This is a genomic window from Thalassoglobus sp. JC818, assembly GCF_040717535.1.
Lineage (GTDB): Bacteria > Planctomycetota > Planctomycetia > Planctomycetales > Planctomycetaceae > Thalassoglobus.
Genome location: NZ_JBFEFI010000003.1, coordinates 217,936 through 231,369 on the forward strand (window position 1 = coordinate 217,936; position 13,434 = coordinate 231,369).

10 protein-coding genes and 1 tRNA gene are annotated in these 13,434 nt (G+C 52.5%); 8 read left to right on the top strand and 3 right to left on the bottom strand.

Annotated features, from left to right (window positions below; translation table 11 throughout):
• The first annotated feature begins 194 nt into the window (after window positions 1-194).
• The 6 genes from AB1L42_RS08755 (at window position 195) to AB1L42_RS08780 (ending at window position 9,830) form a co-directional block, all read left to right on the top strand.
• Window positions 195-710, top strand: a complete 516-nt coding sequence (locus AB1L42_RS08755) for an RNA polymerase sigma factor (protein WP_367053416.1) — start codon at window positions 195-197, stop codon at window positions 708-710.
• Window positions 707-1,654, top strand: coding sequence for a hypothetical protein (locus AB1L42_RS08760; protein WP_367053419.1), 948 nt, complete (start codon window positions 707-709; stop codon window positions 1,652-1,654). Before AB1L42_RS08755 ends, AB1L42_RS08760 begins: the two co-directional genes overlap by 4 nt.
• 3 nt (window positions 1,655-1,657) lie before the next feature.
• The gene (locus tag AB1L42_RS08765; protein WP_367053421.1) at window positions 1,658-4,168 is read left to right on the top strand and encodes a PSD1 and planctomycete cytochrome C domain-containing protein; all 2,511 of its coding nucleotides are present in this window, start codon (window positions 1,658-1,660) and stop codon (window positions 4,166-4,168) included.
• A 45-nt stretch (window positions 4,169-4,213) separates the two neighbouring features.
• A complete protein-coding gene (locus AB1L42_RS08770; RefSeq protein WP_367053424.1) occupies window positions 4,214-5,671 on the top strand; it encodes a DUF1501 domain-containing protein in 1,458 nt (485 codons plus the stop codon).
• 368 nt (window positions 5,672-6,039) lie between these two features.
• Window positions 6,040-7,299 carry a DUF1552 domain-containing protein gene (locus AB1L42_RS08775; RefSeq protein WP_367053427.1) on the top strand — a complete coding sequence of 420 codons (1,260 nt, stop codon included), beginning with the start codon at window positions 6,040-6,042 and terminating at the stop codon, window positions 7,297-7,299.
• A gap of 47 nt (window positions 7,300-7,346) precedes the next feature.
• Window positions 7,347-9,830: a DUF1592 domain-containing protein gene (locus AB1L42_RS08780; RefSeq protein WP_367053429.1), complete on the top strand. Its 2,484-nt coding sequence runs from the start codon at window positions 7,347-7,349 to the stop codon at window positions 9,828-9,830.
• A 109-nt stretch (window positions 9,831-9,939) separates the two neighbouring features.
• On the opposite strand, the gene AB1L42_RS08785 is transcribed toward AB1L42_RS08780, so the two are convergent.
• The gene (locus AB1L42_RS08785) at window positions 9,940-11,151 is read right to left on the bottom strand and encodes a slipin family protein (RefSeq protein WP_367053432.1); all 1,212 of its coding nucleotides are present in this window, start codon (window positions 11,149-11,151) and stop codon (window positions 9,940-9,942) included.
• A 128-nt stretch (window positions 11,152-11,279) separates the two neighbouring features.
• Here AB1L42_RS08785 and AB1L42_RS08790 point away from each other — a divergent pair, with 128 nt between their 5' ends.
• Window positions 11,280-12,023 (top strand): hypothetical protein, encoded by a 744-nt coding sequence (locus AB1L42_RS08790; protein WP_367053435.1) that lies wholly within the window; start codon window positions 11,280-11,282, stop codon window positions 12,021-12,023.
• A gap of 26 nt (window positions 12,024-12,049) precedes the next feature.
• Here AB1L42_RS08790 and AB1L42_RS08795 read toward each other — a convergent pair whose 3' ends face one another.
• Both AB1L42_RS08795 and AB1L42_RS08800 read right to left on the bottom strand, forming a co-directional pair.
• Window positions 12,050-12,232: a hypothetical protein gene (locus AB1L42_RS08795; protein ID WP_367053437.1), complete on the bottom strand. Its 183-nt coding sequence runs from the start codon at window positions 12,230-12,232 to the stop codon at window positions 12,050-12,052.
• Between the two features lie 184 nt (window positions 12,233-12,416).
• Window positions 12,417-12,493, bottom strand: a tRNA-His gene (locus AB1L42_RS08800).
• 198 nt (window positions 12,494-12,691) lie between these two features.
• Here AB1L42_RS08800 and AB1L42_RS08805 point away from each other — a divergent pair.
• Window positions 12,692-13,201 carry a hypothetical protein gene (locus tag AB1L42_RS08805; RefSeq protein ID WP_367053440.1) on the top strand — a complete coding sequence of 170 codons (510 nt, stop codon included), beginning with the start codon at window positions 12,692-12,694 and terminating at the stop codon, window positions 13,199-13,201.
• The last annotated feature ends 233 nt before the right edge of the window (window positions 13,202-13,434 follow it).

Here is a 13,434-nt window from a genome sequence, read left to right on the forward strand (position 1 = left end):
TTCTGCAGGAATCCGCGCGTCGTCGGCGAAGGCCAAGGCACAAAGCCCGGTCTTTCTAGCTGATCGTTCTTCTCGACGAGTTCTGAACGTGCAGGTGAATGTCTTAAACTGTGCGTGAATTCAGATTTCTCCCAAAAATCTTGTAACGATTGAATCGCTGATGTGTTGTTCAGGTGTGAGCAGGTTTTTCCTCGATGACTGACGAACTCTCAGCATGGATCACAGAAAGTGCTCCAAGAGCGCTGGCGTACGCCGTTTCGCTCGTCAGGAATGTCAGCGTTGCGGAAGATCTTGTTCAGGATTGTTATCAGCGATTGCTGACGAAGTCGGAAGAGTATGACTTACCGAAGGATGGAACCAAGCTTCTGTTCAAAGCGGTAACCAATGCGAGCATCAACTGGAATCAGCGCGAAGCGAAATCGCTCAGCTTGCATGCTGTCAAACAGAATTCGAACTTCCCGGCTGCAGCGAGTGAGCGACCGCTTCAGGCAGCTGTTCGTCGTGAACTCGATGACGCTGTTGGTATCGCACTCGCGGAATTGCCTGTTGAACAGCGAGCGGTCATTGAACTTCATGTGATGGGACATACGACCTCTGACATTGCGAATATGCTCGAACTGACTCCGGAGAATGTACGTGTCCTCCGACACCGGGCTCGAAAACAACTCGCTGCGCAACTCCGACCATTCTTGGAGAACGACACCCAGTGACTGACGAACCGAGACAATCTGAAATTGATGAGGTGGAAGATCTCGTTAGAAACCATCTGCACGAGCAGGTACTCCAGCTTGATTCGACAGCCTTGGTTGATCGACTCGTTGGTCAGATGCCAAAACGTCAACCGGCGGAGGGTTCCGGAGTCGCACGTCGTTGGGGGAGCCCATTGGTGTGGTCACTGACGACGACGTTGGGGTTCATCGTGGCATTTTTCGTGGGACGTTCTTCGTCATCTTCACCGATTCAGGCTGCCACAATTTTGCGTGGTGTTAGCGCAGCCCATACCCAGTCGATGGATCGTTGTTACGACGTTCACTTCGCTCCCGATCCGGGATATTGGAACGAGCGAAATCCCTTTACTGGGCCATCGGATACGGTCTTATGGACTAGAGGGGACCGTTTTTGGGCGGATGCGACTGTGGGGAAGATCAGGCTGGTGTATGGGCGAGATGGGCAGGGCAAGCTGTGGGTTAGCCCGGACCGTTCGACCGGCATTCAGATTTACGGCAGCGACGAGGAACTTCCGGAGGAGATCACAATGTTTGTTGCGATCAATTCAATGACGGTTCCTGCCTTGATTGAAAACGTCCTGACCGATTTCGACCTGCGGGCAGATGGTCCCACGAATGAGCAATTTCAGAAGAGCGAAGACATCCCTCAAACCGGAATTGGGAACTCCGTGATCTGGGCGACATTGAAGCCGGGGCGGTCGCATTCACTCATTTCATCAGCATTGCTTGAGGTGGACGAGACCGACACGCTGGTCAGGTTGATTCTCTGGACAGTTGATCAAGAACAGCCGCGTGGCGTTGTCAACTTCACGCTTATCGATACGGCTGAAATCGGTGACGAGCAATATCAACTGAACGCACATCTCGATGCGGACGCTGAAATCCGAGTCCATCGTCCCAAGCGTGAACAGAGTGAGGTTCAATGACCGATGAAATCTCTTCAACTCGCAACTTTATTCGTTCTTTCTCTCTCGCTTTGTAGGCAAGTCTCTGCGGATGACCAGAAATCGACGGGAGATCCACCATCAGCGTCCGACTTCGCATTCTTCGAAGCGAAGATTCGTCCTGTGCTGATTAAGTATTGTTACGATTGTCATTCGATCGAAGCGGGTACAGCCGAAGGGGAACTTCGGGTAGATGAAAAGTCCGCTCTTCGGGCTGGCGGAGGCCGAGGGCCTGCCATCGTTCCGGGGCAACCCGATGCGAGTCTGTTGTTGACTGCCATGCTCCACCAGGATTCCGACCTCAAAATGCCTCCGAAAGAGGAACGGCTGTCTGATGATGTGATCCATGATTTCAGGAAGTGGATCGAAATGGGAGCGCCCGATCCTCGCATCGCGAATCGGGAAGAGACGAACGAAGGATGGCGAGGAAAAGACACAGCGGAGACGTTTTGGGCGTACCAGACGCCGCAGGCATCAGCGGTTGGAGAGGTTTCGAATCCGGAGTGGGCAAATGATGAAATCGACCGCTTCATCTTGCGACAACTCGATCGCAACCATCTGATGCCGTCTCAAGATGCCGAACCGCACGTCCTTCTGCGTAGACTGCATTTCGATCTTGTCGGGCTGCCTCCATCGCCGAATGACCTCAAGCGATTCGGCAGGTCGATTGAGTCGCACGGGATCGAAAAGGCTCTCGAAAATGAAGTCGACTCACTGCTCGAATCGCCCCAATTTGGCGAGCACTGGGGGCGGCACTGGCTCGATGTTGCTCGGTTTGGAGAGTCGAGTGGAAAGGAAGCGAACATTCCTTTTCCGTATGCATGGCGGTATCGGGACTATGTCATCGAAAGCGTCAATGCAGATATTCCGATCGATCGATTCTTTACCGAACAAATCGCTGGCGATCTGCTCCCTTATGAGTCGCAGGCAGAACGTGCTCGATTGCTTGTCGCCACAGGATTCCTGGCCGTCGGGACAAAGAATCTTTCGGAGTCCAATGACAAGCAGTTTCAAGCGGACATTGTCGATGAACAAATCGACAGCCTGAGCAGAGCGATGATGGCCTCCTCGGTCGCATGTGCCCGCTGTCACGATCACAAATTCGATCCGTTCACGATGGAAGACTACTACGCGTTGGCAGGAATCTTCGAAAGCACGAAAACTTTTTTTGGCACGTTCGTTTCGCCAGCCAGTCGGCAGGGAGGCGAATTGATGGAGTTGCCAAATTTAATTAACCAAACTGTCCTCCATCCTTCGGTGACACCGGAGAAAGTCCAAGAGCTTGAACAGAAGCTTGAGGAACTTAAAGCCGAAAAAGCAGAAATGGACGCTGCGCAACGTGCACTCTTCTCCGGGAAGAAACCGGAGAAGACATTCACTCTGCGAGATGTGTTGGCGAACATCTGGCGAACGGGTCCCATCGTCGGGAAGTTGCAGACCGTTGACGAAGACGGGAGTGCGATTCCGGTGGCGATGGGAGTGAACGATCGGGAACTCATTCGCGATGCTCATCTTCTTGCCCGTGGTGAAGTCAGTCGACCCGGAGAACAGATCCCTCGTCGTTTTCCGCAAGCGATCAGGCTCGATGAGCCGCCTCAAATTCCAGAAGGGGAAAGTGGACGATTACAACTCGCGGAGTGGCTCACCGATTCACAACATCCCCTCACAAGTCGCGTTTTTGTCAATCGTGTCTGGCATCATCTCTTTGGAACCGGACTTGTTCGTACCGTGGACGACTTTGGGACAACTGGCGAACTACCCAGTCATCCGGAACTGCTCGACACGCTGGCCGTTCAATTCGTGGAAGATGGCTGGTCTCTGAAACGCCTGGTGCGTCGGCTTGTGCTCACTCGCACGTATCGACAAACCTCAGATTTTAATCAGGCAGCATTCTTACAGGACCCGGAGAATCGACTGTTGTGGAGAATGGCGAAGCGGCGACTTCCCGCCGAATCGATTCGGGATGCAATGCTCGTTGTTTCCGAGGAACTCGATATGTCTCGACCGAAAGGATCATTGGTCGCACGCAAAATCCTCGACAAACCGATCTCGCTGATTGGACTCGATCCTCGGTTGCCGACGGACCTGGATGGTTCGCTACACCGTTCAGTTTATCTGCCGGTCATTCGTGATCGCTTACCCGATGTCCTCGAACTCTTTGACTTCGCGGAGCCGAGTCTCGTCACCGGAGATCGAGAGAAAACGAATGTACCGGTTCAGGCTCTTTACTTGATGAACAGCCAGTTCGTCCTCGATCGAAGCCAGGGATTTGCTGAGCGACTGGATCGTGAGGCCGAATCAAGTGCTGAAAGGGTTAAGCTGGCGTTTCAGCTCTGTTTCGCTCGCAGCCCAGACCACGAAGAACTCGAACGCTCGCTGGCATACCTGCAAACTTCATCGCTTTCAAAGGGTGATAATGTTGCTGGTCGAGATGAGTTGTTGATGAGTTTCTGCCAGGCGCTGTTGTCGACTGCCGAATTCCGAAATATCGACTAACGATATAAAAGCATACAAACTGTAGTTTATACAGAGGGAAATATAATGCCCCTGCACCAGTACAAACGATTCCTATATAGCAATCTGTATTCGCGGCGAGCTGCTTTGAGATCGCTCGCTTCCGGGTTTGGCTATCTCGCGTTTGCTGGGCTTGCTCAAGCTCAGGCAGCCCGAGACACATCATCAACAACGGACGGGCTTGCGCCGAAGCCGACTCATTTCCCGGCCCGAGCAAAGCGAGTGATCTTCCTCTGTATGAACGGGGGACCCTCGCATGTCGATCTTTTCGACTACAAGCCCAAGCTGCAGGATCGATCAGGACAGCAGACAGCTGATAGCGTTCTGAAAGGGAATGCCGGCCTGATGGCGTCTCCATTTCAGTTCGCCCAACATGGGGAGTCGGGACAATGGTTCTCGGAGCTGATGCCGCATCTCTCCCAACTTGCCGATGACCTCTGCTTTATTAAGAGTATGAATACCGACCTGCCGAATCATGCACAGGCGTTCTTGCAAATGCATACCGGCAGCTTCCAGTTTACTCGACCGTCTCTGGGAGCGTGGTCACTCTACGGGCTGGGAACTGAAAACGAAAATCTTCCCGGGTTCGTGACCTTAAATCCACCATCGGACAACGGAGGAGCCCAAAATTACGGCAGCGGATTTCTTCCGGCGATCTGTCAGGCAACGAAGATCGGGACCAACCAGATTCCCGGATTTTATGCTGCCCTTCTAGGTGTCGACTCGGAACCGGGACCACCTTTGCGAAATATTCAAAACCCGGTTCTGACAAATGCGAAACAACGCCGGCAGCTCGATCTGATTCGTGATTTGAATCAACACAAACTTCAACGCGATGAATATCATCCTGAAATCGAAGGCGCGATTGAGTCGTTCGAGCTGGCATTTCGCATGCAGGACGAAATTCCGCAGTTGATGGACCTTTCATCAGAGTCGCAAGCAACACAGGACATGTACGGGATTGGTTCAGGACTCCCGACTGATCTTTTCGGTCGTCAGTGTCTGCTCGCTCGGAAAATGACCGAAGCTGGCGTCCGGTTTGTTGAGATCACCGCTCCCGCCAAGTGGGATCATCATTTCTTGCTTGAGTCCGCCCTTCGGGAGAGCTGTTCGCAGACGGACCAGCCCATGGCGGCTCTATTGAATGATCTCAAGCAACGCGGGTTACTCGATGATACTCTTGTGATCTGGGCGGGCGAGTTCGGCCGTACTCCGTACGCTCAAAGCGGAACAGGACGGGATCACAATAACAAAGGGTATACCATCTGGATGGCCGGTGGTGGTGTTCGAGGAGGTCTCAGCTACGGACAAACGGACGAGCTGGGATACCAGGCTGTCGAGAATCCGGTGCATATCCATGACTGGCACGCAACGATTCTACACCTGTTGGGATTCGACCACACAAAGCTCACCTTCAACTACGCCGGTCGAGATTTCCGATTGACCGACGTCTATGGACAGGTCGTCAACGATATCTTCGCCTGATGGGATTTGAACGAGACTTTTTTGGGCTCTCTAGGAAGGACACTTCAGACTCAAAAACTGCTTACTCGTTTGAAAGTGCAAAGTTGTAGTTCGGCTTCTCACGAGAAGAGAATATCGCGCTCACCATCTTCGATGGATTTGTGAAACTGGCCTGCGTCTTGGTACTCTTAAAGCGGTTTTGAAACTGCTTGTAGAGTTCCTGAAGAAGAACAGCGGACAACCCGTCACGTTGATTCTCGTTCGTCTGACAACACAGATCGAAGGCAAAGGTCCCGTTCTAACACATATGTTCGCCAGCGACTCTCACCCAGAAGCTGTCGGGCCACTCCTTGAATTAACAGTTAAACACCAAGGAAGAAGGTGATTCAATGCATCCCAATCGACGCCTGTTTCTGAAGAGCATGGGAGGAACTCTTGCTCTCCCGTTACTCGAATCACTTTCGTTTGCCGCCCCCGCACCGACCGCAGTTCCGACTCGATTCCTTGTGGTTGGGAACCCGTATGGAATGCATCCCGAGCATTTCTTTCCCGCAGATTTTGGGACTGACTTTACGATCTCTCCAACGCTGAAGTCATTGGAGTGGTTAAAGGATCGTCTGACGATTGTCTCGCATGCCGACCACAACATGGTCAGCGGTCATGGGCGTGAAATTTCATTTCTCAGCGGAGTGCTCCCGACCGATGCTCAGGCGTTTCCTGAGAAAAACATGTCTCTCGATCAGTTGTTCGCGCGGCACATTGGGAGTCAGGTTCGGTATCCGTCTGTCGGAGCATCCCTCGACTCCGGTATTCGAATGAGTTGGACGGCCAACGGTGTTGAGAAACTACCGATCACCGATCCACAGGAACTCTTTAATCATCTGTTCTTAAATCTAACATCGCAGGAGAAGGAACAGCGACGCGAAATGCTTCAGCGGAACGGAAGCATTCTTGATACCTTGGGAAGCCAATTCGCTGGAGTTCGCACGAATGCAAGTCGGCTGGATCGAGATCGGCTTGATCAGTTTCAGACTTCAATTCGAGAACTGGAGCACTCGCTGGCTGACCGCGAGACCTGGCTGGATCGCGATAAACCATCCTTCGATATCTCGGAGCACTTTGTTGGCGAAGCGACCATCTCTAACAAGTACGATGCGATATTCGATATGATTACCTACGCGTTCGAAACCGATCTAACACGCGTCGCCAGTATCGAATTCCCGGCTGAACTCAACTACACCGACATCGACGGAGTCAACCGCAGCTATCACGGTTGTACGCACAACGGGCAGGGAGAAGATCTCGTTCAGGAACTGGTTTCAATCGAGTCATTCCAGATAGCACTTCTGGCGAGGTGCCTTCAAAAACTCGATTCGATTCAAGAACCGAATGCTGAAGGAAGCATGCTCGATCATACGATCGTTCTCTTCGGTAGCGGGATGGGCTACGGCGGAACACACTCGAATCGAAATCTGCCAGTCTTCGTCGCTGGGGGTGGCTTCAAGCATCGCGGTCACATTGATACACGCGACAATAGCGGTAACAACATGCCGTTGTGCAATTTATACGTCACGCTGATGCAGCGATTCGGCATCGAACGCGACTCATTTAATACCAGCACCGGGGCGTTCGATCTGAACTTCTCTTGAGCCTACGAACTTCGCGACTTCCTACAGCTTTCTCTTCGGATTCTTTTATGAGCCTGATCAATCGAATTCTATCGTGGTGCACTGTCGTCGCATTCTGTTGTGTCATTGCCTTTCCAGCATTGGCAGACGAAGGACTCATCAAGATCCATTGCGGCAAGTGTCACAGTGGAACAGAGCCCAAGGGAGATTTCAGTATTCATAATCTGGGATCGCATCCGGAGAAGAGCAGTATTGATCTGTGGACAGCCAGTCTTGATCGCGTGAAAGCTGGCGAAATGCCGCCAGCAAAGAAGAGTCAGCTCGCAAGTGGGGATCGCGAGCGTTTAGTTGAGTATCTCTCTGATCGGGTCCGTGGTTATTCCGCCAGTTCGGAACGAACTCTCCGTGTTTCACCAAGACGAATTAACAATCGAGAGTTTAGGAATAGCGTTCGTGACGCCCTCCTGATCGAAGATGTTGGAACTCATCAGCCGACGTACAATCTGATTGGCGATTCGCTCCACGAAGGATTTGATACGCACGGCGAGACCCTCGGCTTCAGCAATTTCCATCTGGAACAATATATCGAGTCACTTCGGCGAATTGTGGATGCCACGATCCTTAACGGCGAACAACCAAAGTCAAAGCTGTATCAGATCAACTCGCGAGAGATCCTGTCCGCACATACCAGCCAGAATGTGAAGCGTCCTGAACGACGCGGCAAACGTGACGGATTCGAGTTTCTCGACCCAAAAGAGTTGGCATACTTCGAGAAGTTTCCTGTCGTGCCTACAACGGGTTGGTACAAGATTTCGATCCGATGTACCGGCCTGGACCGCGGCTACTACGAAGCTGAGAAGACCGGGATCTACGATGACGATCCAATTCGCTTGACCGTCGCGATGGGAAATCGAGAACGGACCTATGATCTTCCGGACAACGAAGTCGTCGAGATTGAGTTGACCGAATGGCTCGCAGCCGGAACGCGTCTGCGATTCCGCTATCCGACCGACGGACTGACACTGCGCAGCAACGGAAACTTTAAGTTTCAGAACGCCATCGCAGGGGAATATATTAAAGAGCACGATCCCGAACTCTATCAGCAAGTGGCTGACTCGATCGTCACCAAGCCGGGCCGTCGAATTTTGAAGCCAGAAAGTTGGCATCACTGGGTCGAATACTGGCGTGGGCCGCGACCAAGAATCGACAGTGCCACGGTCGAGGGACCATTGTTCAACTCATGGCCTCCTCGTCGCCAAGTGGCTTTAATTGGTGACAATCCCAAAGCGGAAGACGCTGCTAGCATTCTACAACCGATCGCGGAACGCGCCTGGCGTCGTGAGGTTCGTAACGGAGAACTGGCTCCGTTCGTTCAACTCGTGCAATCGAAAAGGCAAAGCTTGGGAGACGTGGAGGCTTTGAAGGAAGGAATCATCGCAATCCTGGCATCGCCACCGTTTTTACTACTTAATACTGATGATCTCACTCCCCAAGAGCGGTTCGCTGCGAAGTTGAACTACTTTCTGCAAAGCACGATTCCCGATCACGAACTGCGCGAAGCAGCAGAAGCTGGGAAGTTGGAGTCTTTTGATGGCGTCTATGCGGAAGTGGAACGCCAGTTGAATTCGGCACAGTCTGATCCATTTCTACGGGCGTTCCCGTTCGCGTGGCTCAAGCTGAACGACATTAACTTTATGGCTCCCGATCCCGATCGGTATCCGCACTATCACCGCAAAAAAGTCAGCGAAGACATGATCGAAGAGACGCTGGCTTTCTTTCGCTATGTCGTCGAAGAAGATCTCCCAGTCACGGAGTTCATCTCCGCGAACTACAGCTTTATTAATGCTGATCTCGCGGTCGTTTACGAAATTGACGATGCTCCGCAGGATTCGAAATTCCGCAAGTATACTTTCAGCGATGGGCGTCGCGGCGGCCTGCTGGGAATGGGGGCGTTTCACACAGTCACCGCCGACAGTCTCGGAACGTCTCCAATTCATCGGGCGATTTATGTGATGGAGAATTTTCTCGCGATCCATCCTTCACCTCCCCCAGCAGACGTCGATATTCAGGAACCGGATATTCGCTCTGCAAAAACGATCAGAGAAGTTCTTGAAGCTCATCGATCCGACAAGACTTGCGCTGCGTGTCATCAGAGCATCGATCCGTTCGGCTGGGCCTTTGAAAACTTCGATCCGATGGGCAGTTGGCGAGATACCTACGATGACCCCACAATGGAAGTTGTGAGTAAGCGGAAACAACAAAAGCGAGTTCAAGAGACTGGAATTCCCATCGATGCTTCCGCGAGCTTCCTGAGTGGTGCCGAATACCACGATATCGTCGGCTTCCGGGAATTGATGCAAACCGAAGCAAATCGCGACCGTTTCGTTCGATGCTTTGTCACTAAACTGTTGACTTACGCCAACGGAGAAGAACCGAGTGACTACAATGAGATTGAGAAGATCGTCGCAAAATCGGCCGAGCATGATTACCGCATCGTCGCCACAATTGCCGCTGTCATCGACAGTCCACTCTTCCGCGAAACTTCGAGATAAATCTGCATCGGTTAATATATGTGTTTGTGAGGAGATTTAAGTTATATGCGAAAACACCGCTGGTCCGATCTATCGCACCAGCGGTGTCGTTCTTCACAGTCATAGACGACTACAACAGGTTGATCACCTTGTCAGCCAGCCCCTTCTCGCCTGGGGTCTTGTCACCCAGGACGATATTGAGCTTGCCCGAAGCGGCGATCTTTTCGAGGACTTCCAGTTCCCGCAGCCGCATCAGGACCGGATTGTCCGCCAGCAGTTTGGCCGTGTTGGCCTGCGACCGCATGGCAGCCGTTTCCTCACGACGCGAGATCAGGTTCGCCTCAGCTGCCTTGCGAGCTTCCGTAACCTTGTTCATGAGATCCTTCATGTCACCCGGCAGAATCACATCCCGGATACCGACCGAGGCGATCTCAAGACCTAGCTCGCCAGCACGACGACGCACGCTTTCTTCAATCTCGGACGCAACGGCATCCTTCTCCGTCAGGAAGACGTCGAGATCACGGGCACCGATCACACTTCGCAGCACAAGCTGCGTTTCGCGATACAGTGCCTGCCGAACATCGTCCGTCTGGCTGACCGCCTTGCGGGCATCGTCGATCTTGTAAGTCACCACGGCATTAAGCCGCAGCGTGACCTTATCGGCTGTCATGATGTCCTGACCGCCAACGTCGACCATCGTCTCCCGCAGGTCGATCTCGGCAATCTTGGCTTCGGATTGCCCCTTCCAGAAGGCGTACAGACCTGGAGACAGCGTGTCGACAAACCGACCGTCGATGAACAAGACACCAACACGATCACGGTTGACCGAGCAGACATCCAGAACACGCTGCACCATCGGGGACTTCGCGATGACCTTCAGCTCGTCGTGCTCGAACCGCACGTTCCGGGCATCGACCACTTCGACACGGACGTCTTTCAGCCCGGTCCAGTACGCGTACAACCCGGAAGGAACTACATGGCTGAATCGGTTTTCGATCCAGACCAATGCACGTTCGTGGTCCTTCAGGTCCAGCACAACGGCGCGGTCCTTCAGCGTCGCCACAGGCGAAATGCGATTGCCGCGAACGAGCATGTTGAGCATCTTCTCCAGGAACGGAACGCGATCTGAACCAACCTCCGCTCCGGCAGCCGACTTGACGATCAGGTCGAGCTTTTCATGGACCAGCCACGGATCACGCTGGGACACAATCTCCACGCGGACCTTGCCGAGCGGATCGAAAAACCAGCGGGTGCCAGCTTCAACCAGCCCGCGGAATTCTTCATCTCGGAACAACAGTCCCATTTCATAGCTTCGGATTTTGTAACGCTTGAAAATGAACATCCTTCACCTCTCCGGAGACTGACTCCGGACTGACAGCACTAAGTCTTTGGATTCCATTGACACCTGATTTCCGAATATAGTTCGCTCACTATTTGATGCCACACATTGATCTGTTAGAATGAGTTTATATGATTATTACAGTGCTAATTCGTGTTCTGCTCGGTTGCTTTCTTGGGTTATTGCCCGGAGTTCTAGTGGCTCGATGGAATGTTAAGTCGGGATTGGCCGTCGGAATCGCTGGCGCAATTACCGGAATTATTGTGGCTCAGTTTCACATTAGCCCAAAGCGTTTCGCAGCGCTTGTGTCGATAGCGGTGTTCGGCAATATCTGCAATCCTTTAGCAGAGTCAGCAGTTGATGCAACAGAAGATGATCGCGTGGACGAGAGTGAAGACTGGATTTCGAACTGGGTGATCATCGCGTGGAAGTCCGCTCCGCCAAAGCTAGCAGTTTCTCTAATTATCGTACTATGTGGCATTGCGCTTGGTTCAACGGTCTCGATTGCTGAGTACCACAAAGTAGAAGCTGGAGGGATGGGCATATTGCTCCCGCTCAATGGTTCGCGAATATCCTTGACTCACCAAGCTTTGAACTGTGGATTTATGCTGGTGACGGCGATTTCAAGTGTGATTTTAGCCGTGTATTCGGTTGCACTGCGACGAGCGCTACTTGCTGCTGCAACGATCGGCCACTGTCTTGGTGCGGTCATTGGAATCAGCGTAGGAGATTGGTCTTGCTATGCGATACCGTTCTCCATGGTGTTCGCTGCTGGAACGATTGGGTTTGCATTACTTGTGATGTGCGTAGAGCGACAAGAACAACATTCAGCATGTGAAAATGGATCATCGAGCGAAGATGTACTTGGCTCGTGACCATCCGAAGGCAGATCGTTCGTCGATCACATGGACGAATCGCGGAGTGCGATTAAGTGCCCGTTGGCAACGGTGTCCAGGTTCTTCCGCTTCGACGTTCCCTTTCCGTATTCCCGAAGGAATCCGATCTGGTGAACGTTTTCGCTTTTGTACCCTTCAGTCGCTGCCGTTCGGACACGGTATCCACGCACTACAAGGCGTCGCCACATGTTGCCAGAGGAAGGTTGTTTTTGGACCGATCGCTTTGCCGAAGCTCCGCGAAGTGGTGCGTAGGCACCGGGTCCAAGGCCATCCCCTGGCTGATCAAAACGGACGTCTACCTCCTTCAGGCATTGTGAGACGCTAGGCAGCGTCGCCAGCTTAACAGGCTGGTGCCGGGTACTATCCGGCTCGTGGGTGTTGGTACAGGAGTCGAACCTGTGACAGCCAGATCCATAGTCTGGTGCTCTAACCATCTGAGCTAACCAACGTTAATGTTCCCTGGTCAGATCCCATTCACGGAACAGACAGCGTCAAACCCTCCCGGGTGACCTGCCTGCCGCTGGACAGACAACATCAACGACATTGAGGAAGACAAGGGAAGTGGCTCCGAAGTTCGCTGTGGCTGTGAATGTCCGTTAGAATTGTGAACGTGTTACACAAAAGGCTGTGAGTCATGGGGTAGGAGAATGGGAGCATATCGGAGCAAGAAACTGGCTATCTTATTGGTCGGTTTAACGATTCTTGCTTGCTTCATCCCAGTGTTCGTTACAGATTTGTACACGTGCGCTGTCTGCGGTAAGTCTCGAAGCCTCACGCAGGTTTTCGGATTCACGATTGAAGCATCCGATTCAGAAACTCCATGTAGCCTATGGTACGACATGAATGTCGAAAGTTGTCGCGACCATGTTTGGGTGCGTGGGACATGGCGAGAAACGAAAGGTCTCTTCAGCTTTCCGAATATTGGAAGCAACATCTCGTCGCGAGCAACTGGTCCGCTCATTCGATTCGGTGAAGGCGAGCGTCTGCTGATCTACCAGCATAGTCCTGATGTACGCGATGCTCGGAACGTCTTTCTCGGGCTCGCAAGCTGGGAGACCGACGCGAGAAGAAGACGGCAACAAGAACGGCTTGAGTTGGAACTTGCCGAATGGGTAGACAGTGGTTTTGTCGGCCCACTTCCTCAAATTGGACACTGATTGCATAAGTTGCTTCTTGAGGAGATGCGGGCGAGAATTGAACCCACTTCACCTTCGCAAAGTCGCGAGTCTCCATCACACCCACGCACGTATTGGTCAAATGGTTTCCTGCTGCGTGGTGTGTTGGTCACGCTCGAATGGTTCCGTTGTGGTCATCGTTGTTGAGCCGACGACCGATTTCTTCGGCTTGTTTCTGTGTCTTGCATGCGATTCTTACCTTTCGTTTTCCTGAA